Annotated in this window: 22 protein-coding genes; 10 read left to right on the top strand and 12 right to left on the bottom strand. The window is 74.0% G+C overall.

Annotated elements, in window-relative coordinates:
• Nucleotides 1-15: 15 nt before the first annotated feature.
• Nucleotides 16-444 carry a hypothetical protein gene (locus ACFYXE_RS27895; protein WP_361179518.1) on the bottom strand — a complete coding sequence of 143 codons (429 nt, stop codon included), beginning with the start codon at nucleotides 442-444 and terminating at the stop codon, nucleotides 16-18.
• Nucleotides 445-860: 416 nt separating this feature from the next.
• On the opposite strand from ACFYXE_RS27895, the gene ACFYXE_RS27900 reads away from it, so the two are divergent.
• From ACFYXE_RS27900 to fxsA, 4 genes are all read left to right on the top strand, one after another.
• The gene (locus tag ACFYXE_RS27900) at nucleotides 861-1,301 is read left to right on the top strand and encodes an Lrp/AsnC family transcriptional regulator (RefSeq protein WP_030789227.1); all 441 of its coding nucleotides are present in this window, start codon (nucleotides 861-863) and stop codon (nucleotides 1,299-1,301) included.
• 42 nt (nucleotides 1,302-1,343) lie between these two features.
• Nucleotides 1,344-2,987, top strand: a complete 1,644-nt coding sequence (locus tag ACFYXE_RS27905; RefSeq protein ID WP_389316696.1) for an amidohydrolase — start codon at nucleotides 1,344-1,346, stop codon at nucleotides 2,985-2,987.
• A gap of 527 nt (nucleotides 2,988-3,514) precedes the next feature.
• Nucleotides 3,515-4,306, top strand: a complete 792-nt coding sequence (locus tag ACFYXE_RS27910) for a polyprenol monophosphomannose synthase (protein ID WP_361179526.1) — start codon at nucleotides 3,515-3,517, stop codon at nucleotides 4,304-4,306.
• Nucleotides 4,307-4,370: 64 nt separating this feature from the next.
• A complete protein-coding gene (gene fxsA / locus ACFYXE_RS27915; protein WP_389316700.1) occupies nucleotides 4,371-4,946 on the top strand; it encodes an FxsA family membrane protein in 576 nt (191 codons plus the stop codon).
• A 333-nt stretch (nucleotides 4,947-5,279) separates the two neighbouring features.
• Here the strand turns inward: fxsA and ACFYXE_RS27920 are convergent, their stop codons facing one another.
• The 4 genes from ACFYXE_RS27920 to ACFYXE_RS27935 form a co-directional block, all read right to left on the bottom strand.
• The gene (locus ACFYXE_RS27920) at nucleotides 5,280-5,654 is read right to left on the bottom strand and encodes an RNA polymerase-binding protein RbpA (protein WP_030360404.1); all 375 of its coding nucleotides are present in this window, start codon (nucleotides 5,652-5,654) and stop codon (nucleotides 5,280-5,282) included.
• A 257-nt stretch (nucleotides 5,655-5,911) separates the two neighbouring features.
• The gene (locus ACFYXE_RS27925) at nucleotides 5,912-7,270 is read right to left on the bottom strand and encodes an MFS transporter (RefSeq protein ID WP_389316704.1); all 1,359 of its coding nucleotides are present in this window, start codon (nucleotides 7,268-7,270) and stop codon (nucleotides 5,912-5,914) included.
• A gap of 46 nt (nucleotides 7,271-7,316) precedes the next feature.
• Nucleotides 7,317-8,084 carry a glycerophosphodiester phosphodiesterase gene (locus tag ACFYXE_RS27930; protein WP_389316707.1) on the bottom strand — a complete coding sequence of 256 codons (768 nt, stop codon included), beginning with the start codon at nucleotides 8,082-8,084 and terminating at the stop codon, nucleotides 7,317-7,319.
• Nucleotides 8,081-8,752, bottom strand: a complete 672-nt coding sequence (locus ACFYXE_RS27935; RefSeq protein WP_389316710.1) for a YitT family protein — start codon at nucleotides 8,750-8,752, stop codon at nucleotides 8,081-8,083. Before ACFYXE_RS27935 ends, ACFYXE_RS27930 begins: the two co-directional genes overlap by 4 nt.
• Nucleotides 8,753-8,854: 102 nt before the next feature.
• Here ACFYXE_RS27935 and ACFYXE_RS27940 point away from each other — a divergent pair, with 102 nt between their 5' ends.
• On the top strand, nucleotides 8,855-10,351 hold the full coding sequence (locus ACFYXE_RS27940; protein WP_389316713.1) for a PLP-dependent aminotransferase family protein: 1,497 nt from the start codon (nucleotides 8,855-8,857) through the stop codon (nucleotides 10,349-10,351).
• Between the two features lie 40 nt (nucleotides 10,352-10,391).
• Here the strand turns inward: ACFYXE_RS27940 and ACFYXE_RS27945 are convergent, their stop codons facing one another.
• Both ACFYXE_RS27945 and ACFYXE_RS27950 read right to left on the bottom strand, forming a co-directional pair.
• Complete coding sequence (locus tag ACFYXE_RS27945; RefSeq protein ID WP_389316716.1) at nucleotides 10,392-11,978, bottom strand: ATP-binding protein; 1,587 nt, start codon at nucleotides 11,976-11,978, stop codon at nucleotides 10,392-10,394.
• Between the two features lie 37 nt (nucleotides 11,979-12,015).
• Nucleotides 12,016-12,210, bottom strand: coding sequence for a hypothetical protein (locus ACFYXE_RS27950; RefSeq protein WP_018534760.1), 195 nt, complete (start codon nucleotides 12,208-12,210; stop codon nucleotides 12,016-12,018).
• A gap of 273 nt (nucleotides 12,211-12,483) precedes the next feature.
• Here ACFYXE_RS27950 and ACFYXE_RS27955 point away from each other — a divergent pair, with 273 nt between their 5' ends.
• Together ACFYXE_RS27955 and ACFYXE_RS27960 are read left to right on the top strand one after the other, a co-directional pair.
• Nucleotides 12,484-12,876: an ankyrin repeat domain-containing protein gene (locus ACFYXE_RS27955; RefSeq protein WP_389316719.1), complete on the top strand. Its 393-nt coding sequence runs from the start codon at nucleotides 12,484-12,486 to the stop codon at nucleotides 12,874-12,876.
• Nucleotides 12,877-13,178: 302 nt separating this feature from the next.
• Nucleotides 13,179-14,597: a HEAT repeat domain-containing protein gene (locus tag ACFYXE_RS27960; RefSeq protein ID WP_389316722.1), complete on the top strand. Its 1,419-nt coding sequence runs from the start codon at nucleotides 13,179-13,181 to the stop codon at nucleotides 14,595-14,597.
• 18 nt (nucleotides 14,598-14,615) lie between these two features.
• Here the strand turns inward: ACFYXE_RS27960 and ACFYXE_RS27965 are convergent, their stop codons facing one another.
• From ACFYXE_RS27965 to ACFYXE_RS27985, 5 genes are all read right to left on the bottom strand, one after another.
• A complete protein-coding gene (locus ACFYXE_RS27965; protein ID WP_389316725.1) occupies nucleotides 14,616-15,485 on the bottom strand; it encodes a biotin-dependent carboxyltransferase family protein in 870 nt (289 codons plus the stop codon).
• A complete protein-coding gene (locus tag ACFYXE_RS27970) occupies nucleotides 15,482-16,138 on the bottom strand; it encodes an allophanate hydrolase subunit 1 (protein WP_389316728.1) in 657 nt (218 codons plus the stop codon). Before ACFYXE_RS27970 ends, ACFYXE_RS27965 begins: the two co-directional genes overlap by 4 nt.
• The gene (locus ACFYXE_RS27975) at nucleotides 16,135-16,899 is read right to left on the bottom strand and encodes a 5-oxoprolinase subunit PxpA (RefSeq protein WP_361170243.1); all 765 of its coding nucleotides are present in this window, start codon (nucleotides 16,897-16,899) and stop codon (nucleotides 16,135-16,137) included. Before ACFYXE_RS27975 ends, ACFYXE_RS27970 begins: the two co-directional genes overlap by 4 nt.
• A gap of 147 nt (nucleotides 16,900-17,046) precedes the next feature.
• Complete coding sequence (locus tag ACFYXE_RS27980; protein WP_389316732.1) at nucleotides 17,047-17,820, bottom strand: putative hydro-lyase; 774 nt, start codon at nucleotides 17,818-17,820, stop codon at nucleotides 17,047-17,049.
• Nucleotides 17,817-19,118: an MFS transporter gene (locus ACFYXE_RS27985; RefSeq protein WP_389316735.1), complete on the bottom strand. Its 1,302-nt coding sequence runs from the start codon at nucleotides 19,116-19,118 to the stop codon at nucleotides 17,817-17,819. Before ACFYXE_RS27985 ends, ACFYXE_RS27980 begins: the two co-directional genes overlap by 4 nt.
• A 217-nt stretch (nucleotides 19,119-19,335) precedes the next feature.
• Between ACFYXE_RS27985 and ACFYXE_RS27990 the strand changes: the two genes are divergently transcribed.
• From ACFYXE_RS27990 to ACFYXE_RS28000, 3 genes are all read left to right on the top strand, one after another.
• Nucleotides 19,336-20,028: a GntR family transcriptional regulator gene (locus ACFYXE_RS27990; RefSeq protein WP_389316738.1), complete on the top strand. Its 693-nt coding sequence runs from the start codon at nucleotides 19,336-19,338 to the stop codon at nucleotides 20,026-20,028.
• Between the two features lie 58 nt (nucleotides 20,029-20,086).
• Complete coding sequence (locus ACFYXE_RS27995; RefSeq protein WP_389316741.1) at nucleotides 20,087-21,613, top strand: hypothetical protein; 1,527 nt, start codon at nucleotides 20,087-20,089, stop codon at nucleotides 21,611-21,613.
• A gap of 124 nt (nucleotides 21,614-21,737) precedes the next feature.
• Nucleotides 21,738-22,631 (top strand): hypothetical protein, encoded by an 894-nt coding sequence (locus ACFYXE_RS28000; RefSeq protein ID WP_361170229.1) that lies wholly within the window; start codon nucleotides 21,738-21,740, stop codon nucleotides 22,629-22,631.
• Nucleotides 22,632-22,703: the final 72 nt, after the last annotated feature.

The following is a 22,703-nucleotide window of genomic DNA, read 5'->3' on the forward strand; positions in this document are numbered from 1 at the left end:
ATCAGGACGGGTGAATCAGGCGGCGGGCCGGTCCTGCCGCGGCACGCGAATGGGCCGCGAACCCGGCCCGTTCACGTGCGAGAAGGGCTGCGTGCGCCAGTCGAGTCCCTGAGGGAGCGTCAACAGCAGGGCGGTGTCCTGCTCCTGGACCTCCATCGACGCGTCGGCGGGCCGGGCGTCCGTGGCCGGACGGCCGGTGCCCGCGCAGGCCGTCAGGCCGAACGGATTCCACGGGGTGGGGCACAGCGCGTGCTCGGGCAGCACGTCCTCGTCGGCGAGGAGCGCGATGGGCTGCCCGCAGTCGGGGCAGTTCACCCGGTACATCTCGAAGGTGTCGTAGGCGTCGAACAGGGCATCAGCCGGTTCGACACCCTCCGGCTCGGGCTCGGCGGCCGGCTGCTGCTTGGCGCGGCCGGACCGGCCGGGACGCTTCAAATTCTGCATGGGAATCTCCCCCTCGGGTGGGCCGACAAGGCGCTGCGGCCTCGACCACAGCAAGCACTTCCCGTCCCGTCGTAGGGGTAATCGTTGCATCCCGTCGGACACGGTCACAGCCATGTGTCGTTCGTCACATGACCGGAGGAGTTGCCCGGTCACAGGCCTCCGGCGATCGACGCGTACTGCTCGGCGCAGAACACGATGAAACCCACGCACCCGGTGAACAGCGCCCCGATGAACACGGTCGTGAGGTGCCTCATGGCCCGTCACCTCCTCCTCGCGCCCGCCCCCGCGGCGGTCGGCGCGTCCCTCCCATGCTCCGCCCGCGGCCCGACCCGGCGCACCGCCCCAAGGTCACCGACGCGCGGGACCTTCGGTCGCTCAGGTATCCGAGGGGATCAAGAGCCCTGTAGGTTCGCCGCATGGAGGAGCTGGACCGACAGATCGTGCAGCTGCTCGTCAAGGACGGGCGGATGAGCTACACCGACCTGGGCAAGGCCACGGGCCTGTCCACGTCTGCCGTGCACCAGCGGGTGCGCCGCCTGGAGCAGCGGGGCGTCATCCGCGGCTATGCCGCGGTCGTCGACCCCGAGGCCGTCGGGCTGCCGCTCACCGCGTTCATCTCGGTGAAGCCGTTCGACCCCAGCGCCCCCGACGACATCGCCGAGCGGCTCGCGGGCGTCCCCGAGATCGAGGCGTGCCACAGCGTCGCGGGCGACGAGAACTACATCCTCAAGGTCCGCGTGGCCACCCCGCTGGAGCTGGAGCACCTGCTCAGCCGCCTGCGGGCGCTCGCCGGCGTCTCCACCCGCACCACGGTCGTCCTGTCCACCCCGTACGAGGCGCGCCCGCCCCAGGTGTGACCCCCGCGTCGGCCGCCCGCCGACAGGGGCGAGACTGGTCCCATGAGCCAGAGCACCGCCCCCGGGAACGACGCCCCGGATGCCCAGAACCACCGCACCGTGCTGTTGCGCGGCGGCGACGTCCACAGCCCCGCCGACCCGTTCGCCACCGCGATGGTCGTCGAACGGGGGCATGTCGCCTGGGTCGGCTCCGAGGGTGCCGCGGACGCCTTCACGGACGGCGTCGACGAGATCGTCGACCTCGAAGGAGCCCTGGTCACCCCGGCGTTCACCGACGCCCACGTGCACACCACGGCCACCGGGCTCGCGCTGACCGGGCTGGACCTCACCGGGGCCCGCTCGGCCGCCGACGCACTCGTTCTCGTCCGCGAACACGCCGCCGCCCGCCCGCACGACACCGTCCTGCTCGGCCACGGCTGGGACGCCGCCCGCTGGCCCGGCGGCCGGCCCCTCACGCGCGCGGAGCTCGACGGGGCGGCCGGCGGCCGGCCGCTCTACCTCTCCCGCATCGACGTCCACTCGGCCGTCGTCAGCACCGCGCTGCTCGACCTGGTGCCCGGCGTCACCGAGCGGGCCGGCTACCACCCGGACGCCCCGCTGACCGGCGACGCCCACCACGGGGTGCGCGCCGCCGCCCTCGCCGCCGTGACCCCGGCGCAGCGCACCGAGGCCCAGCGCGCCGCGCTGCGGCACGCCGCCTCGCTGGGCATCGGCTCCGTGCACGAGTGCGCGGGCCCCGAGATCTCCGACGAGGACGACTTCACCGGGCTGCTGCGGCTCGCCGCCGAGGAGGCCGGGCCGCGCGTCGTGGGCTACTGGGCGGAGCGGGACGTGGCGCGCGCCCGCGAACTGGGCGCGGTCGGCGCGGCCGGGGACCTGTTCGTCGACGGCGCCCTCGGCTCGCACACGGCCTGCCTGCACGAGCCGTACGCCGACGCCGCCCACACCGGCACCGCGCACCTGGACACCGAGGCGGTCGCCGCGCACGTCGTGGCGTGCACGCAGGCGGGCCTCCAGGCGGGCTTCCACGCCATCGGGGACGCCGCGGTGGCCTCCGTGGTCGACGGGATGCGCGCGGCCGCCGAGAAGGTCGGCCTGGGCCGCGTACGGGCCGCCCGGCACCGGGTCGAGCACGCCGAGATGCTCACCCCCGAGACGATCGCCGGCTTCGCCGAGTTCGGCCTCACCGCGTCCGTGCAGCCCGCCTTCGACGCGCTGTGGGGCGGCGAGGACGGCATGTACGCCCAGCGCCTGGGCGCCGAGCGGGCCCGCACCCTCAACCCGTACGCGGCCCTCCTGCGCACCGGCGTGCCCCTGGCCTTCGGCTCGGACAGCCCCGTCACGCCGCTCGACCCGTGGGGCACCGTGCGGGCCGCCGCCTTCCACCGCACGCCCGGGCACCGGGTCTCGGTGCGCGCCGCCTTCACCGCCCACACGCGCGGCGGCTGGCGGGCCGTCGGACGCGACGACGCGGGCACCCTGGTGCCGGGCGCGCCCGCGGACTACGCCGTGTGGCGCACGTCCGATCTGGTGGTGCAGGCGCCGGACGACCGGGTGGCCCGCTGGTCGACCGACCCGCGCTCCGGCACGCCGGGGCTGCCCGACCTGTCGCCGGGCGCCGAACTCCCCGTCTGCCTGCGCACGGTGGTGGCCGGACGGCCCGTGTTCGTGCGGCCGGACGAGTGATGTCCCGGCGGTGCGCGGCGCCGATCGCGGCCCCGCACGGCGTCGCACGACCTGCGAATCCTCGGCGCTGACCTGGCGGTCCGTGAAGGAGCCGCAGATCAGAGGGGTATTGACAGACAGCCGCCGTGGGCCGGTAGGTTCGGCCGGGTCCACCACAGGACGTCCGACCGGCGAACCTCCACGCAGTCGTCGAATGCCGCTGGATCACGGGTGGTGTGCCGCACCGGCGCAGCACCACTGGGAGCCAGGTCCAGCGCCCGCGACGCGGAGGCGAGGGAACGTATCAGCCGGATCGGCAGGTGTGACCCGGGTCGGGCCCGGACGCTCAGTAGACAACGGCTCTCGGTCGATCCGCAGCCAGCGGGTCCCAGGCCGGCCCGAAGGGCGCCGGGCCCCGATCCGCAGTACGTCCCGAGCAGGTGCGTCCCGTCCGCCGGCGGGTACGCGCGCCCCGAGTTCCGTGCCGCCGCTGAGCCGCAGGCCGCGGCCATTATGGTGGTCCTCTGCGTACGAACGAAGGGGCAGTAGTGAACGACGGCGGAGGGGTCCCCGAAGCAGGGGACCAGGGGAGGCAGTTCGGCCCGCTCGGCACGGCCTTGGTGATCATTCCGACCTACAACGAGGCGGAGAACATCAAGTCCATCGTCGGCCGGGTGCGGGCTTCCGTCCCGGACGCGCACGTCCTGGTCGCCGACGACAACAGCCCCGACGGCACCGGCAAGATCGCCGATGAGCTCGCGGCCGAGGACGAGCGGGTCCACGTGCTGCACCGCAAGGGCAAGGAAGGGCTCGGCGCCGCCTATCTCGCGGGCTTCCGCTGGGGCCTGGACCACGACTACGGCGTCCTGGTCGAGATGGACGCCGACGGCTCCCACCAGCCGGAGGAGCTGCCCCGGCTGCTCACCGCGCTCAAGGGCGCCGACCTGGTGCTCGGCTCGCGCTGGGTGCCGGGCGGACGGGTCGTCAACTGGCCCAAACACCGCGAGTTCATCTCCCGGGGCGGCAGCACCTACTCGCGGCTGCTGCTGGACGTGCCGATCCGCGACGTGACGGGCGGCTACCGCGCCTTCCGCCGCGAGACCCTCGAAGGGCTCGGCCTCGGCGAGGTCGAGTCGCAGGGCTACTGCTTCCAGGTCGACCTGGCCCGCCGCGCGGTCAAGGCGGGCTACCACGTCGTCGAGGTGCCCATCACCTTCGTCGAGCGGGAGCTCGGGGACAGCAAGATGAGCCAGAACATCGTCGTCGAGGCGCTGTGGCGGGTGACCGCCTGGGGAGTGGGCGAGCGGGTCGGCAAGGTCATCGGCCGCAAGCAGCCCTGACCTCGGGTTCCTTGTTGATCATCCCCTTATCCCGGCCTGAGGCGGTCCCAGGCACACTGGAAGCATGACGACTGGCGCACCGCCTCCCATGAGACCCGCCCGGCCCCGGCGCTCCGGGCCCCTGAGGTTCCTGCCGCTCGGCATCGCCGCGTGGCTGGTCCTGGAAATCTGGCTGCTGACCGTCGTGGCGGGGGCCACGAGCGGGCTCGTGGTCTTCCTGCTCCTGGTGGGCGGCCTCGTGCTCGGCTCCGCCGTGATCAAGCGCGCGGGCCGCCGGGCCTTCCAGAAGCTCAGCGAGGCGGTCAGGGAGCAGCAGAGCGGCGTCACGCCGTCCCGGGAGAGCGGGGGCGGCGGCGCGCTCACGATGCTGGGCGGGCTGCTGCTGATCCTGCCCGGTCTCCTCTCGGACGTCCTGGGGCTGGTCCTGCTGGTGCCGCCGGTCCAGAAGGCCCTCGGGCGGTATGCGGAGCGGACCTTCGAGCGCAAGGTGCGCGAGGCGACGCCGGGCGGCCTCGGTGACGCCTTCCAGCAGGCGCGCATGCACCGCCCCGACGGCAAGGTCGTCCAGGGCGAGGTCATCAGGGACGACGAGCCGCCGATGCGCCGCACGCACCCGGACGACCCGCAACTGCCGTACTGATTCCACCCCCGTCCGCGAGTGGTCCCTCCGCTCGCGGACGGACCTGTTCCGCGCGGGGGGCGCGTGAAGAGGCGCGCGGGCCGCGCAGGCCGCGCAGAAGAGGGGCGGGGGGGGGGGGGGGGGGGGGGGGCGCCGCCCCCCGCGGGGGGGGGGGGGGGGGGGGGGGGGGGGGGGGGGGGGGCGGCGGGGGCGGGGGGGGGGGTCCGGCGCCCCCCGCGCGGCCGAGGCCCGGCCTCGAGCGGCGGGCCCCCCCCCCGGGCGCCGCGCCCCCCCGGCCCTCTTGTCCTGCTGTGCTGCGCTGTTGCGGTGCGCGGCCAGCGCGGAAGGTCGCCGTCAGGCGGACTTCCGGCTGTCCCGCGGGTGCACCGCGATGTTCATGGCGCCCGATCGGAGCACCGCGAGGCGCTCCTCGAGGACCTCTTCGAGCTCCTCACGGGTGCGGCGCTCCATGAGCATGTCCCAGTGCGTACGCGCCGGCTTGCCCTTCTTCTCCTCAGGTCCGTCGCCGTCTACCAGGAGTGCCTGGGCCCCGCAGACCTTGCACTCCCACTCCGGCGGGATCTCCGCCTCGACCGAGAACGGCATCTCGAAACGATGTCCGTTCTGGCATGCGTACTCCACGGCCTGGCGCGGAGCCAGGTCGATGCCGCGGTCGGTCTCGTAGCTTGTCACCACGAGACGCGTGCCGCGAAGAGCTCGCTCACTCATGAATCGTGCCTCCCGGGCTTGTCGCCCACAGGACAGGTGTCGCTGTCGTCGTCATCCGGTCAACGTCCGGTCGGCGGTAAAGATTCCCGTTCAGGGTCATGCGTCGCCGTCGTATGCCGCCCCTTGTTGTACCCACCAGCGCCCGGTTTGTCACATCTGAACAGCAGATGTCACCCAGCGTTTCTGAATCCTCAGCTCGCAGTAACGGTCCGCCTGGCAGGCCAAACGCGTACACTACCGGCCTTTGGCCTCAGTTGCTAAATCCGACGGGGTACGGGATTTCCCGCGTCGCGCACCGCACGCCGCACCGGAACCCGTGCGAGCAGGGCGAAACCGAGCAAAAAGAACGCCACGAGCGAGACGATCGCGTCCCGGTAGCTCCCCGTGAGCTGATACGTGAGGCCGAAGATCAACGGTCCCAGCCAGGCCATGCCCCGGTCGCTGATCTCGTACGCGGAGAAGTACTCGGCCTCCTTCCCGCGCGGCACCAGGTGCGAGAAGAGGGAGCGGGACAGCGCCTGGGTGCCGCCCAGGACCAGGCCGATCCCGGCGGCCAGGACGAAGAACCACGCGGGCGCGCCGGCCGGCAGGAAGTATCCGGCGCCGATCGTGACCGTCCAGGCCGCCAGGGAGCCCAGAATCGTCCGCTTGGCCCCGTACGTCCGGGCGAGCCGCCCCATGGTGAGCGCCCCGGCCACCGCGAGCACCTGTACGAGCAGCACCGCGACGATCAGCGTGGACTGGCCGAGTCCCAGCTCCTCGGAGCCGTAGACGGATGCCTGGGAGATCACCGTCTGCACCCCGTCGTTGTAGACGAGGTACGCCAGCAGGAACGCGAGGGTGTGCGGGTGGCGGCGCATGTCGCGCACGGTCGCCCGCAACTGCTGCCGGCCGCCCCGCGGGGCCGCCCCCGCCCCGGACGGCGGCATCCGGCGGTCCCGCAGCCGCTTCAGCGGTACGAGGGTGAAGGCGCCCCACCACACTCCGGCCGACGCCAGACAGATGCGGACCGCCGTCCCCTCCGAGACGCCGAAGCCGTCGTGGGCCAGGAAGAGGACGAGGTCGGCGACCAGGACGAGGGCGCCCGCCGCGTAGCCGAAGGCCCAGCCGCGCGAGGAGACCGCGTCGCGCTCCTCAGGCCGGGCGATCTGCGGCAGGAACGAGTTGTAGAGGACCATCGAGACGGCCAGCGAGGCGTTCGCGACGATCAGCAGGAAGCCGCCGAGGAGGTAGCGCTCGCCGTCCAGGAAGAACATGCCCGCCGTGGCGGCCGCCCCCACGTACGCGGCGGCGGCCAGGAGCGGCTTCTTGCGGCCCGTCCGGTCCGCCGCCGCGGCGGCCAGCGGCATCACGAAGACCGACAGGATGACCGACGCGGACACGGTGTAGGCGAAGAAGGAGCCCGCGCGGACCGGGACGCCCAGCGGGTGCACGTATCCCTCGGGGTCCGCGGCCGCCTTCGCGATCTCCGTCAGGTAGGGCCCGAGGAAGACGGTCAGGACGCTCGTCGAGTAGACCGAGCAGGCCCAGTCGTAGAAGTACCAGCCCCGCTGCTCGCGTCGTCGTGCGGTGACGTCGGCGTCGTCCGCCGCCGGCTTCACGGTGTCGGTGCCCACCCGTGACCTCACTGTTCCCCGTGGTGCGTCCGCCGCCCTCGGGCGGTCAGACCCAGGTCCCCCGGTCCTTCAGCACCTCGCGCAGCGTCTCGATGTGATCGGAAACTATGCCATCCACGCCGAGGTCGAGGAGCGCCCTCATCCGCTCGGCGTCGTTGACCGTCCACACGTGGACCTGCAGTCCGCGCGCGTGGGCCGCCCGCACGAAGCGGCGGTCGACGACCCGGAGCACGCCGTGCGTCTCGGGCACCTGGGCGCAGACCGCGGAGGCGCGCGGGGCGGCGGGCACCCCGTAGGACCGCAGGCGCAGTGCCGCCACGCCCCGGGTGCCCAGGGACGTGGCCAGACGCGGCCCGGCCAGGCGCCGGGCGCGGGCCACGCGTGCCTCGGAGAACGAGCCGACGCAGACGCGGTCCCACGAGCCGGTGCGGCGGATCAGGTCGACGAGCGGAAGGAGGGCGGGCTCCGCCTTCACGTCCACGTTCCAGCGCACCTCGGGGAAGGACTCCAGGAGCTCCTCGAAGAGGGGCACCGGCTCGACGCCCGCCACGCGCGCGTGGCGCACCTCGCTCCACGGCAGGTCGGTGATGCGGCCCGCCGCGTCCGTCACCCGGTCCAGCGTCGTGTCGTGGAAGGCCACGAGCCGGCCGTCGGCCGTGGCGTGCACGTCGGTCTCCATGTAGCGGTAACCGAGGTCGGCGGCGCGCCGGAAGGCGGCGGCGGTGTTCTCCAGGCCGTCCGCGGCGCCGCCGCGATGGGCGAGGGCGAGCGGGCCCGGGTGATCGAGGTAGGGGTGGCGTACGCGCGTGGTCACGGGTGCAGTATCGCCTGCTCCGACGGACCGCCGGAGGCCACGGCGGCATGCGCGGGCGGCGCGGGGACGGCGAAGAGCCGCAGGAAGAACTGCGCGAGCGGGCCGATGGAGAGCGCGTAGAGCACGGTGCCCACGCCCACGGTGCCGCCGAGCGCGAAGCCGGTGGCGACCACCGCCACCTCGATCAGGGTGCGCATCAGGCGGATGGAGCGGCCGGTGCCCTGGTGCAGGCCCGTCATCAGGCCGTCACGGGGGCCGGGGCCGAAGGCGGCCGCGATGTAGAGGCCGGTCGCCGCGCCGTTCAGGACGATCCCGGCCACCAGGAGCGGGATGCGGAAGGCCAGGCCGTGCGCGTCGGGCAGCAGGGCCAGCGCGCCGTCCATCGCGAGGCCCACGACGAAGACGTTGGAGACCGTGCCGAGCCCCGGCCGCTGCCGGAGCGGGATCCACAGCAGCAGGACCGCGGCGCCCACGATGATGGACACGGTGCCGATCGACAGGCCGCTGCGCTCCGCGAGCCCCTGGTGCAGGACGTTCCACGGCTCCAGGCCGAGGCCCGACTCCACCAGGAGCGCGGAACTGACGCCGTACAGAGCGAGGCCCACGTAGAGCTGCGTCAGCCTGCGGGGCAGATGCCGCTTCGTGGCCTCGGATGCGGTGCCGGACAAGTGGTGCCCCCTGCTGTGGTCGTCGTGGCCTGACACATGACACTGTGTGGCTTGCGCGAAGCAGCCAACCATGGCCAATCCGAGGAAGGTGGACTGGGAATCATGGCTCAGTGGACTTCGGCGATGGGGTCGACGCAGCTCGCCCGCCTCCTCGCCTCCCAGCAGGACCGCCCGGGCACCGGCAGCCGTCGCCCGCCGGCCTACCGCGCCCTCGCGGACGGCATCCGGCTGCTCGTCCTCGAGGGGCGCGTGCCGGTCGCCGCGCGCCTGCCCGCCGAGCGCGAGCTCGCCGTCGCCCTCGCCGTCAGCCGCACCACCGTGGCCGCCGCCTACGAGGCACTGCGCACCGAGGGATTCCTGGAGTCCCGCAGGGGAGCGGGCAGCTGGACCGCCGTCCCGGCCGGCAACCCGCTGCCCGCGCGGGGCCTGGAACCGCTGCCGCCCGAGGCCCTCGGTTCCATGATCGACCTGGGCTGCGCGGCACTGCCCGCGCCCGAGCCGTGGCTGACCCGCTCCGTCCAGGGCGCCCTGGAGGCCCTGCCGCCGTACGCCCACACGCACGGCGACTACCCGGCGGGGCTGCCCGCGCTGCGCGAGATGCTCGCCGAGCGCTACACCGCGCGCGGGATCCCGACCATGCCCGAACAGATCATGGTCACCACCGGGGCGATGGGCGCCATCGACGCGATCTGTCACCTCTTCGCCGGCCGCGGCGAACGCATCGCCGTGGAGTCCCCCTCGTACGCCAACATCCTCCAGCTGATGCGCGAGGCGGGCGCGCGGCTCGTGCCCGTCGCCATGGCCGAGGGGCTGCGGGGCTGGGACATGGACCGCTGGCGGCAGGTCCTGCGGGACGCGGCGCCCCGCCTCGCCTACGTCGTCGCGGACTTCCACAACCCCACGGGCGCGCTCGCGACCGAGGACCAGCGCCGGCAGCTCGTCGAGGCGGCCCGCTCGGCGGGCACGGTCCTGGTCGTCGACGAGACGATGAGCGAGCTCGGCCTCGACCCGGACCTCGACGTGCCGCGCCCGGTCTGCGGGTTCGATCCCGCGGGCTCCACCGTCATCACGGTCGGTTCGGCGAGCAAGGCGTTCTGGGCCGGCATGCGCATCGGCTGGGTGCGGGCCGCCCCGGACGTGATCCGCAGCCTCGTCGCGGCCCGCGCGTACGCCGACCTCGGCACCCCCGTCCTCGAACAGCTCGCCGTGAACTGGCTGCTCAACACCGGTGGCTGGCAGGCCGCCGTCGACGTGCGCAGGGCGCAGGCCAGGGAGAACCGGGACGCCCTGGTCGCCGCCGTGCGGCGCGAGCTGCCCGGCTGGGAGTTCGAGGTGCCCAAGGGCGGCCTGACCCTGTGGGTGCGGACCGGCGGACTCTCGGGATCGCGGCTCGCCGAGGTGGGCGAGCGGGTGGGGGTCAGGGTGCCGTCGGGGCCGCGGTTCGGGGTCGACGGGGCCTTCGAGGGGTACGTGCGGCTGCCGTTCACCGTGGGGGGCGCCGTGGCGGACGAGGCCGCGGTCCGGCTGGCCGCCGCGGCCCGCCTCGTGGAGACGGGTGCGGGCGCGGGCACCCAGGTGGCACACCCGTTCGTCGCCTGAGCCCCGAGCCCCGCGGGCGACGGCCGCGGGGCTCGGTGGGTCAGCTCTCGGCGGGGACCGGTTCCGCCTCCGTGGCTTCGGGGGCGGTGTCCACCGCGGTGTCAGCGGCGTCCGGCGGAGTGCTCCGTTCCGGCAGCAGCTCCATGACGGCGCGGCGGTGTGCCTCGCTGGTCGCGTCGTCGTAGGGGTCGGGCGTCGCGGGCACCTGGAGGCGGTGCACCGGGCCGGTGCCCAGGCGGGCGTAACCACGGCCGGGCGGGACGTCCGCCGTGGGGGTCGTGTGCGGCGGCACGCCGAGGACGTCCTCCAGCTGGTCGGGTGTGGCGGGACCCAGCACCACGCGCGCGCGGGTGTGCTGGTGGACCGGGTCGCTCAGCGCGTCCAGGCTGTCCAGCTGGTCCGCCACGACGACCGTGACATGGGCCGCCCTGCCGTGCCGCAGCGGGACCTGCAGCAGGGACTGGGGGTCCTTGCGGCCGTCGGCCGCGGCGAGGTGGCCGAGCGCGCTGGGGCGGTCGAGGAGGATCCAGAGCGGGCGCTTGGTGTCCTCCGGCGGCGGGTGGCCCGCCTGGCGGGCCCGGTTCGCCGCGATGAGCCTGCGCTCCGTCTCGTGCGCGGCCCATTCGAGGCTGGCCAGCGCCCCGGCGAGGCCGCACTCGATGGCCAGGACGCCGTCCCGTCCGGTCAGGCAGGCGTAGTCGCCGGTGCCGCTGCCCTCGACGACCAGGACGTCGCCGTACCGCAGGGCCTGCAGCGCGAGGGAGCGCAGCAGCGTGGTGGTGCCGCTGCCCGGCTCGCCCGCGATCAGCAGGTGGGGCTCGGTGGAGCGGATGCCGGTGCGCCACACGACGGGGGGTACGTCGCGCTGCTCCTCGCCGTCGGTCACCGGCAGGGTGCGCTGGACACCGGTCTCGTCGGTGAAGCCGAGGACGGTCTCGCCGGGGGCGGTGACGAAGCGCTGGGCGGCGATGTCGGTGGGCAGCGGGGACAGCACCGTGATCGTGAGCTGGTTGCCCTCCTCGTCCCACCCGAAGTGGTACTCGCGGCCGCGGCCCGACTTGGCGTGCAGCAACTGCTCGATCCGCGCGCGGGACTCGGCCTCGCCGTCCGTGAAGTAGGCCGGGTAGTGGATCACGAGCCGGGAGATCCGCCCGGAGTCGTCGAAGGCGTAGTCCGTCAGTGCCTTGTCCCACTCCCCGCCGTGCGCGAAGAGCGGGGCGGGGTCCTCCGGGACGGAGAAGTACGGGACGAGCGCCTCGTAGAGGGACTGCAGGCGCTGGACCTGGGCGTCGTCCGGGCCGGTGGGCTCGGGTGCGGGGCGCTCGCGGCCGGTCCAGGCCGCGGCCGCCATCAGGATGATGGCGGCGAGCACGGGCCCGTAGGGGACGAGCGCCACGACGAGGACCACGGAGGCCACCAGGAACAGCAGTGGCCCGCGCTTGTCCTTCGGGGTGTCCGCCCACTTGCGCCGCCCGGCGGCGGCCAGCCGGCGCAGTCCACGAGTGATCGTGATGAGCGGATGGAGAACATCGGTGGCGTTGTCGGCCGCCGACCGTGCCAGCTCCCGGCTCCTGGCGATGGATGCGGTGCCGGTGCTCAGAATGCGGGGGAGTGGGCGCCTGGCCACGTCTGTCTCCTGAAGGTGCGTACGAAAGGCAGGGGTGTCAGAACTTGATCCCGCCGAGGAGGCTCGCCAGGCTCGCGCCGCCGGCCTTGATGCTCGGGGCGATGGCGGTGCCCGCGAGGTAGAAGCCGAAGAGCGCGCAGACCAGCGCGTGCGACGCCTTGAGCCCGTCCTTGCGGAAGAAGAGGAAGACGATGATTCCGAGCAGCACGACGCCTGAGATGGACAGGATCATGAGGGTTCTCCTGGTTGATGGGGACAGTCACCATGAGTTCTTCCAGGCTCACAGCATGTATCCATACGATAAAAGGTGCAAATGGGTTAATTTCGCGGGATTTCCCTCGAATGGCGGAGCCCTGTTGGGCCATGGGGGAGTGGTCCGGGGGCCTCCCGCGCCCCGCGTGATCTTTGCCGCGGGGGGACCGGGTCATGTACCCGTGGGGGCAGTACCCTGTCGATTCACTCGTACGGCCGCGCCGACGGCTCACCCAGAAAGGCGGACGCCCTCATGAGCGAAGCCCCCGACCAGGAGGTCGTGGACTTGGCGACCAAGATCTTCGATCTGGCGCGCCAGGGCGATGCCGCGGCGCTCGCCGCCTACGTCGAGGCGGGCGTCCCGGTGGACCTCACGAACGGCAGCGGCGACACGCTGGTGATGCTCGCGGCCTACCACGGGCACGCCGGCGCGGTCCGGGCCCTCGTGGAGCGGGGTGCGGACACCAACCGCGCCAACGACCGGGGGCAGACGCCGCTCGCGGGGGCCGTCTTCAAGGGGGAGGACGCGGTGATCCGCGCCCTCCTCGACGGCGGCGCCGATCCGTCGGCGGGGACGCCGTCGGCCGTCGACACCGCACGGATGTTCGGAAAGGTGGAGCTTCTTCAGCTGTTCGGGACCGCCTGAGCGGGGTACCTGACCAGCAGCAACGGGGGCGCTGGAAATGTGGTCGCGGCGGACATGACCGCCGGGTCATCATGACGACGTGATTCACGGACGCGACGGTGGGGCAGCTGGTGCCGCACCGCGTGGACCGTGAGCGGCCCGCCCCCGGACCTCCCGTCCGGGACCCCTTGGGCCACCGACGAGAGGCAGAGGAAGATGGTCTTCGACAAGCAAGAGACGGCGGGCGGCCCGACGTGTTGGCGCACGGCCAGGTAATTGCGTGATTCCCGGTTGCGTCGACGCTTGATGTGAGGCTGTTTCCCATGTTCGATCCGGTCATAGCGCCCAGCGGTACGCTGCTCGGCCTGCTGCAGAGGGGCCGCGGTGACGGCACCCTGCACGCACTCACCGCCCCACGCTCGGAGGCGCTCGCCGCCCTCGACCACTGCGTGCTGAACGACCCCCGCCACGACTGGCAGGTGGAGAACCGTTCGCTGTACTACGCCCGGCTCTACCTGGACCTGCACGGCGGGCTCGGTGAGATCGAGGGCCACCTCTTCGGTGCCGAGGACGTCCTGGACACGGACGACTCCCGCACCGGCCTCGCCCTGGCCGTCCTCGGCCATCTCGCCTCGTACGGCAGGCAGGACGCCCTCGAACTGCTGCGCAGGTACGCGGCGTTCGGCTCCAACTGGGCGTGGGCCCTGGACGAGCTGGCGCTGCGGGACGACGACGCGGGCCTGCGCGCCCTCGCCGCCCCCGTCCTCGCGCGCTTCGCCCCCGACGCCGAGGGCGAGGCCGACCTGGCCGCCGCCGTCCGCGACGCCTACGAACCACGGCCCTGGAGCCTGTGGGAGGCGGACCCCCGCCCCGACATCGGCGCCCGCGTGCGCGCCGCACGGGAGCAGGGCTCCTTCGACCGATGGCAGCGCCAGATGCGACCTGCGGGGCCACGCCCCGAATGGAGCGTCCAGGCCGTCCTCGACTGGGCCCAGGAAGGCCTGGAGCGCGGCGCCGTGCTCTACGTGCCCGCCGCCCGCTGCCTGGCCGCCGTCGCCGGGCCCGAGGACCGGCCCGAGATCCTCACGGCCGCCCGGCACGGCTCGGACGGGGCGCGCGGCACCGCCCTGCGCTACCTGGCCGACGCCCACGACCCCGACGTCCTCGACCTCATCGAGTACGCCGCCGAGGACCCCTCCCACGTCGTCGTGGAGGCCGCGACCGCCGCCTTCGAACGGATGCGCAGCGTCGCCGCCGTCGAGCGCGCCCGGTGCTGGGCCTACCGCCCCGACGCCCTGGGAGCCGCCGCCGGGCGGATGCTCGCCTGCCGGGGCGGCGCCCAGGACAGCAAGCTCGTCCTCGCCGCACTGCGCGAGGCCGTCCGCGGCGAAGGGCCCGACGCCCCGACCCTGTGGACCCTCGTCGACGGCGCGGGACGCCTCGGCATCGCCTGCGCCGCCCCCGTCCTGCGGCACGTCTACCGCGAGACCGCCTCCTCCCACCTCCGTGGCCGCGCCGCCCGCGCGCTCGCCGCCACCGACCCCTCCTTCGCGGCCGGCTTCGCCGTCGAGTGCCTGTGGGACTGCGAGGAGTCCACCCGCGAGGTCGCCGCACGGCACGCCGAGACCGGTGACGCCCGCGTGGTCAACCGCCTCCGCAGGCTCGCCTCGGACCCCGCCGAGGAGGACGACGTACAGGACGCCGTCCGCAGCAGGATCGGGCCCGACGCGCCGGCGGTGTGACCCCGGGGCCGCGCCGCCTCAGCGCCGCCCGGCCGGGACGAAGCGCACGGGCGTGCCCGGCCGGGCCTGGGCCGCGGCGGCCAGGTCACGGGCGCGGACGACCGCGATCACCGGGTAGCCCCCGGTGGTCGGATGGTCGGCCAGGAAGACCACGGGCCTGCCGTCCGGCGGCACCTGGACGGCGCCGAGCACCATGCCTTCACTGGGCAGTTCGCCCTCGGACATCCGCTCAAGGGCGGGGCCCTCGGTCCGCAGGCCGATGCGGTTGCTCGCGGACGAGACCCGGTACGCGCGCGTGGTGAGCGTCGCCCGCGCCGCCGCGGTGAACCAGTCGGCGCGCGGACCGGGCGTCACCCCGAGCACCAGCTCCCGGGGCGGCGCGGGCTGCGGGACGATGTCCACGCGCGCGTGCGCCGGGACCGGGCACCCCAGCGGCAGGACGGCGCCGTCCGCGAGCGGGGGCGGGCCGAGCCCGGAGAGCAGATCCGTGGAGCGGCTGCCGAGGACCGGGTCGACCGCCACGCCGCCGTCGAACGCGACGTAGCAGCGCACTCCGGAGACGGCGGCCCCGACATCGAGGACCGCCCCGGCCGGCACCCGCACCGGCGCGCCCCAGGGCGCTGGCCGGCCGCCCACCGTCACCGGGCACGGCGCGCCGCCGACGGCGACCGTGACGGCACGGCGCGGCCGGACGGCACAGCCGTCCAGGGTGGTCTCCAGGACGGCGGCGTCGGACGGATTGCCGACCAGCCGGTTGACCAGGCGGGCGGCGGGCGGATCCAGGGCCCCGGAGCGGGGCACCCCGAGGTGCGCGTGTCCCGGGCGCCCCAGGTCCTGCACGGTGGTCAGCGCTCCGGACCGCACGACGGCGAAGGCGCGGTCGGTCATCGGGCCTCCTGGGCGGGGGCCCGGGTGTCCTCGGGCACGAAGCGGACGCGTACGCCGGGGGAGAGCAGCGCGGCGGGCTCGCGCGCGTGGTCCCACAGCACGCGGTCCGTCGAGCCGATCAGCTGCCAGCCGCCCGGCGAGGCCCGGGGGTAGACGCCGGTGTACGGCCCGGCCAGGGCGACGCTGCCCACGGGCACGGCGGTCCGCGGTGTGGCCCGGCGCGGCACCGCACACCGCTCCGGCAGACCGGTCAGATAGCCGAAACCGGGGGCGAACCCGCAGAAGGCGACCCGGAACTCGGTCGCGGCGTGGATCCGCGCCACCTCGGTCACGGGCACACCCCAGTGCGCCGCGACCTCCGCGAGATCCGGCCCGTCGTACCGCACCGGTATCTCCACGACCGCCCCGGCATGCGGGGGCAGCGGCGGGATCTCCCAGCCGGGCAGCTCCGCCGCGAGACGGCCGGGCCCGTCGGGGCCGTCGGCTCCGTCGAGGCCGTCGAGGAGCACCGTGCGGGCCGCGGGGACGATCTCCCGTACCCGCAGCGTGCCCGCGGCACGGCGGCGCAGCAGTTCGGCGTGCAGCGCCTGCGCCTCGGTGCCGTCGGCGAGTTCGACGAGCAGGGCGCGGTCGCCGACCGGCAGGACCCTCATGCGAAGGCCTCCACCCGCACGCCCGCCGCCGTGAGCGCCGCCCGCACCCTGCGGGCCAGCCGCACCGCTCCCGGGGTGTCCCCGTGCAGACACAGCGACCGGGCGCGGACCGCGATCTCGTTGCCCGCGCGGGAGGTGACGACGCCGTCCCTGGCCAGGCCCACCGACCGCGTGACGACGGCGTCCGCCTCCGTGACGACCGCCCCCTCACCGCTCCGGGGGACCAGCGTGCCCTCGTCCGTGTAGGCGCGGTCCGCGAACGCCTCGGTCACGACCGGCAGTCCGGCCCGGCCCGCCGTCGCCAGGAAACGCGACCCGGGCAGCCCCAGGACGGGCAGTGTGTCGTCCGCGAGGCGTACTCCGTCGACGACCGCGCGGGCCTGTTCCTCGTCGTGGACGACACGGTTGTACAGCGCGCCGTGCGGCTTCACGTACGACACGCGCGTGCCCGCCGCCCGCGCGAACACCTCCAAGGCGCCGATCTGGTACGCCACTTCGGCGGCCAGCTCGTCGGCCGGCACGTCCATGGCGCGCCGGCCGAAGCCCGCCAGGTCGCGGTAGGAGACCTGGGCGCCGATCCGCACCCCGCGCTCGGCGGCGCGCTCGCACACCCGGCGCATGGTCGCCGGGTCCCCGGCGTGGAAGCCGCAGGCCACGTTGGCGCTGGTGACGACGGACAGCAACTCCTCGTCGTCGGTCAGGTGCCAGCGGCCGAAGCCCTCGCCGAGGTCGGCGTTGAGGTCGATGGGGGCCGTGCTCATGGCGTGGTTCTCCCGTGGCTCTCGTGGTGCGGCGCGGTGCTCTTGCGGTGGGGTTCTCTTGTGGTGCGGTTCTCTTGGCGGTGCGGTTCTCTTGGCGGTGCGGACGTGCTGCTCGGGGAAGAGGCGGCGCGGGCGGCCGCCGGGCGGTCACAGGACGCGGTACTGCTCGTCCCGGGCGTCGGTGACGAACATCCGCCCCGGCGCGTGGGTGATCGCGAAGGGCGGCCGGGATGCCATGACGGCGGCTTGCGGTGTCACGCCGCAGGCCCAGAACACCGGGATGTCGTCCGGCTCCGGGGCCACCGCGTCGCCGAAGTCCGGGCGGTCCAGGTGCGCGATGCCGAGCCCGGCGGGGTCGCCGCAGTGCACCGGGGCGCCGTGCACGGCGGGCATCAGGGAGCTCTCCCTGATCGCGTCGGCCAGGTGCCGGGGCGGCACCGGGCGCATCGACACCACCATGGGGCCGTGCAGGCGGCCCGCGGGCCGGCAGGGTCGCGCGGTCACGTACATCGGGACGTTGCGCCCTTGCTCGATGTGGCGCAGCGGCACCCCGGAGGCGGCGAGCGCCCACTCGAAGGTGAAGCTGCAGCCGAGCAGGAACGTCACCAGATCCTCGCGCCAGTGCCCGACGACATCGGTGGGCTCCTCGGTCAACTCGCCGTGCTTCCACACCCGGTAGAGCGGCAGATCCGTGCGCAGGTCGGCGCCCGGGGCGAGCGGGGTGGTCCAGGAGCCCGCGTCCGTGACGTCGAGCACCGGGCAGGGCTTGGGGTTGCGCTGGCAGAACAGCAGCATCTCGTACGCCCAGTCGGCGGGGACGGAGATGAGGTTGGCCTGGGTGAAGCCGGCCGCCCGCCCCGCCGTGGGGCCGCTCTCACCCGCGCGGAACGCCGCACGGGCCGCCTTCGCGGACCTGCTCACGGCAGCTCCCTCCCCCGGGTCTCGGGCAGCCCCAGGAGGGCGACGACGGCCAGCGCGTACCCCACCGCGCCGAAGACCAGCGCGCCGCCCACGCCCCAGCTGTCGGCGAGGAACCCGACCATGGTGGGGAACACGGCGCCGACCGCGCGGCCCGTGTTGTACGTGAAGCCCTGCCCGGTGCCGCGCACGGCCGCCGGGTACAGCTCGCTGAGGAACGAACCGAAACCGCTGAAGATCGCCGACATGCAGAAGCCCAGCGGGAATCCGAGCACGAGGAGGAGGCCGTTGGCGCCGTCCGGGATGTTCGTGTAGGCGAGGATGCTGGCCGCGGAGAGGAACGCGAACAGCGTGATGTTGCGCTTGCGGCCGAGCTTGTCGGTGAGGTAGCCGCCGGTCAGGTAGCCGAGGAAGGCACCGGAGATCAGGAACGTCAGATAGCCGCCGGTGTTCACGACGGTCAGGCCGCGCTCGCTCTTCAGGTACGTGGGCACCCAGGTGGCCAGGGTGTAGTAGCCGCCCTGCACCCCGGTGGACAGCAGCACCGCGAAGAACGTGGTGCGCAGCAGCCCCGGCCTGAAGATGGCCGTGAACGACCCCTTGTCGGTGCTCAGGCGGCGCTCCTCGGCCGCCTCCGGGGCGTCGTGCACGTTGCGGCGTACGTAGATCACCAGCAGCGCGGGCAGGGCGCCGGTCCAGAACATCACGCGCCAGGCGACGTCGTCGTCCATGAACTGGAACACCACGGTGTAGACGATCACCGCGAGGCCCCAGCCCACGGCCCAGGCGCTCTGGATCGCGCCCAGGGTGCGGCCGCGGTTCTTGGCGGTGGCGTACTCGGCGACCAGGATCGCGCCGACCGCCCACTCGCCGCCGAAACCGAGCCCCTGGAGGGCGCGGAAGATCAGCAGCGTCTCGTAGTTGGGCGCGAACCCGCAGGCCACGGTGAAGACCGCGTACGTGACGACGGTGATCATCAGCGCCTTGACGCGGCCGACCCGGTCGGCGACCACGCCCGCGACGGCGCCGCCCACGGCGGAGACCACGAGCGTGACGGTGGTGAAGAGCCCGGTCTGACCGCTGTCCAGGCCGAAGTACGCGGCGAGCGCCACCATGCTCAGCGGCAGCGTGAAGTAGTCGTACGAGTCGAGGGCATAGCCGCCGAACGCACCGCCGAAGGCGCGGCGACCGCGCGGACCGAGGGCGCGCAGCCAGCCGAACGCGCCGCTGTCGTCGGGGTGTTCGCCCTGGTCGGGGCGTATGCCGGGCGGGACGGTACGGGGTGGTGGGGTCGTGCTCATGGGCACCTCGCAGGAAGGGGACGGGGGGTGCTGGAGCCTGCGGTTCCGGGCCGCCGGAGCGGGTGGGGGGACGAGCCGCAGCGGCGGGCCGGAGCCGCGCCGTGCCGACAAGGTAGAGGATCGTTGAACGATCCCTCAATACCCGTGTTGTTTCGTTCTTCGCTCTGCGATTGAATCCGGGCATGACCGGGCGCACGGCGGAGGGACGACTGCGGGCATGACGGAAGTGGGCGGACTCTCCGACGACCGGGCGCTCCTGGGGCGCACCAGCACGGCCGAGCGCGTCTCGGACATCCTCCGGAGCCGCATCGCCGAGGGCTACTTCCCGCCCGGCACCCGGCTCTCCGAGGACAGCATCGGCGGGGCGCTCGGCGTCTCCCGCAACACCCTGCGCGAGGCCTTCCGGCTGCTCACCCACGAACGCCTCCTGGAGCACCAGCTCAACCGAGGCGTCTTCGTGCGGGTCCTCTCGGTCGAGGACGTCCAGGACATCTACCGCACCCGCAGGCTCGTGGAGTGCGCCGTGGTCCGCGGCCTCGGCACCCCGCCGTTCGCCCTCGACACGGTGGCGGACGCCGTCGCCGAGGGCGTACGGGCCGCCGCCGACCAGGAGTGGAAGGCCGTCTCCACCGCCAACATCCACTTCCACCGCGAGCTCGTCGCCCTCGCGGGCAGCGCCCGCACCGACGAGCTGATGCGCAGCGTCTTCGCCGAACTGCGCCTGGCCTTCCACGTGGTGGACGATCCGCGCCGCCTCCACGAGCCGTACCTGGAGCGCAACAAGCAGATCCTGGCCCGGCTGCGGGCGGGCGACGCCGCGCAGGCCGAACGGCTGCTCGCCGACTACCTCGAAGACTCGCTCGAAGGCCTCGTCGAGGTGTACGGACGGCGCGTCGGCGCGGGTGGCTGAGCCGGTCGCTTCTGCGCCGTTTCGACCGTTGTCAGACCGAGGACCTAGTCTGTGCACCGTGACTTCGCCTGCCGCAACGGACACCGCTCCGCCCCAGCTCAGCGCGGGGCCGCGGCCCGCCCCGGGCCCGGCTGCCGACGAGGGCCTGGCGCGCCGCCTGCGCGCCCTCGCCTGCACGGCTCCGCTGCACGACCTCGACGTGCGCAAGGCCAACCTCGCCGGTGAGTACACGGTGTACGCGATGGCGGAGGTGGCGCTCTCCGCCATCGACCTCGTCACGCTGAACATGGACTTCGACACCGGCGCCGACCACGAGCAGATCGTCGCCAGGCTGCTCCCGCGCGTGGCCGCCCAGGCCCCGCACCGCCCCGCCGCCGAGCACGAGCGCGTGGCCCGCTGGGTCCTGGAGAACCTGATCAACGTGGGCAGTGTCGACCGCGGCTTCCGCGCCGTGTACGGCACCTTCGCCCCGGACGGCACCTACGTCCGCAGGGACTACGACTTCAAACTGCTCGAAGAGGTCGCCGGCTACGGCGGCGGGGTGTACCTGCGCACCACCGACGAGGCGGTCAACGTCCTGGTGGGCGCCCTCGACACGGACGTCACCAGCGCCCAGATCGCCGCCGAGGTGAAGCTGGAGGTCCTGATCAGCCGCGGCAGGCTCGCCGACGCCCAGCTCGCCGCCGAGCAGGCCCGCTACCGCACCGTGCAGTACTCGGAAACCCTGCGCAAGGCCCTCGACGCCACCCGGCGCAACGTCCGCGCGGTGGACTGGCTCCAGGCCGTCCCCGACATGATCGCGGAGGCGCTCGACCACGTCGCCGACCGCTACCGCCACGAGAACGCCATCCTGACCAACATCCGCAAGGCCCGCGACGAGTCCGAGGACCCCGAGCAGAAGCGCCGCGCCGCCGAGCTCGTCGACATCGTCAAGGACTGCATCCGCCGCCACACCCAGCTGCAGTCCCGCCTCCTGGAGGCCGGCCCCCTGTTCCGCGCCGAACAGGACCGGCAGGCCTTCGCCACCCCCACCGCGCGCGCGGGCCTCGACCTCTACGGCCAGCTGGTCGCGCCCCTCCTGCCGCTCCCCGCCGAGCAGGCGATCCAGGTGACCGACGCCTTCTTCGCGCGCGGCACCGGCCTGCGCACCCCCGTGTCCGTCCGCGTGGGCGACCTCGTCGACATACTGCTCACCCCGCCCGTCGAGCGCGAGCACCTCGGCGCGGAGATGCCCGAGCCCGACCTCATCGCCACCCCGGACGACAGCCGCTTCAGCGAGGAGCAGCTCGCGAGCGCCATGGAGCTGCTCGACCTGCCGGCCGACGCGCCCCGCCGCCTGTCCGGCCTGCTCGCCGACGCCCGCCGCCGCGACCCCGAACTGCCCTACCTCGTCGCCCTGCTGTCCGTGCACGCGGCGAGCCCGCCGGTCGGCACCGCCTACCGCCAGGGCGAGGAGAAGCTGCTCTTCGCCGTGGACGACGGCACCCAGCTCGACGACGCGGAGTTCGGCGGCGCCGACCTCATCGTCGGCACGGCCCTCCTGGACGCCGCCGGCATGGCCGCCGGCCGTACGGAAGCGGCGTGACCATGACCCGGCCGTACGGAAGCGGCGTGACCATGACCCGGACCCCCGCGCGCCCCCGCGGCGCCCACCCGCACCACCCCCACCACCCCGACAAGCCCCACGACCGCCACAAGGAGCACACGCCGTGACCGACCACCCCGCAGAGCACGCCGCGTGGGGCGAGCCGGACTCCACGGCGGCGCCCGCCGCCCCCGCGCCCGTCACCCCGGCCGACGCCGCCGACGCCGCGCGGCTCGTCGCCTTCGGCCTCCAGCCCAAGCTGCAGCCCGCCCGCGACCAGGAGTACGCCGAGCTGCTCCGCCGCTACCGCGAGGACCCGCCCTTCGCCCGGCTCGCCGACGCCGTCGCCACTGGCCTCGGGCTCGTCGTCCTCGAGGTGTCCCCGCGCGCGGGGATGGCCGTGACCGCCGCCGAGGACTCCGTCTTCGCCGTCCGCATGGGCGACTACGCCCGCCGCGCGGCCACCGACTCCACCGACCGCTTCCTGCACGGCCTCGCCCACCTGGCCGTCGCCGCCATGGCGTTCCCGCGCCCGGAGGACCTCGCCGACGACGGCTACATCGGCCGCGTCACGGTCAACGGCGTCGACGCGTTCGTCCGCCAGGCCTGCCACCGCCTGGAGGAGCGCGCCGAGGAGCAGGGCGAGAACACCGACCCCGCCACCGACGCCCCGGGCCTCGAGGCGGCCTGGCGGATCTGGGCGCGCCGCAGCTCGACCGGCGCCACCAAGGACGCCCGCCGCCTCGCCGGATCGACCACCGGCATCGTCGGCAAGGCCGCCGCCTTCCTCACCGAGTCCGGATTCCTGCAGCGCACCGGCGACGACTCCGGAGGGACGTACCGCACCACGGCCCGCTACCAGCTCCAGGTCCGCGACATGGCGGGCAGCGCGGCCATGGCGGAACTCCTGGAGCTCGGCGTCGTCCCGGTCACGGACGGCTCGGCGACGCTGCTGCCGCCCGAGGACCCCGACGACCTGGAGCTGGCCGCCGACGCCGGGCTGCCGTTCCACTCCTGACACCGCCCCGCCCGGGCCCCACCGCGCGGGCCCGCCCCCACCTTCCTCCCCGCACGACTTACGACGAGAGTC

This window comes from Streptomyces sp. NPDC002564 (assembly GCF_042889645.1).
Classification (GTDB): domain Bacteria; phylum Actinomycetota; class Actinomycetes; order Streptomycetales; family Streptomycetaceae; genus Streptomyces.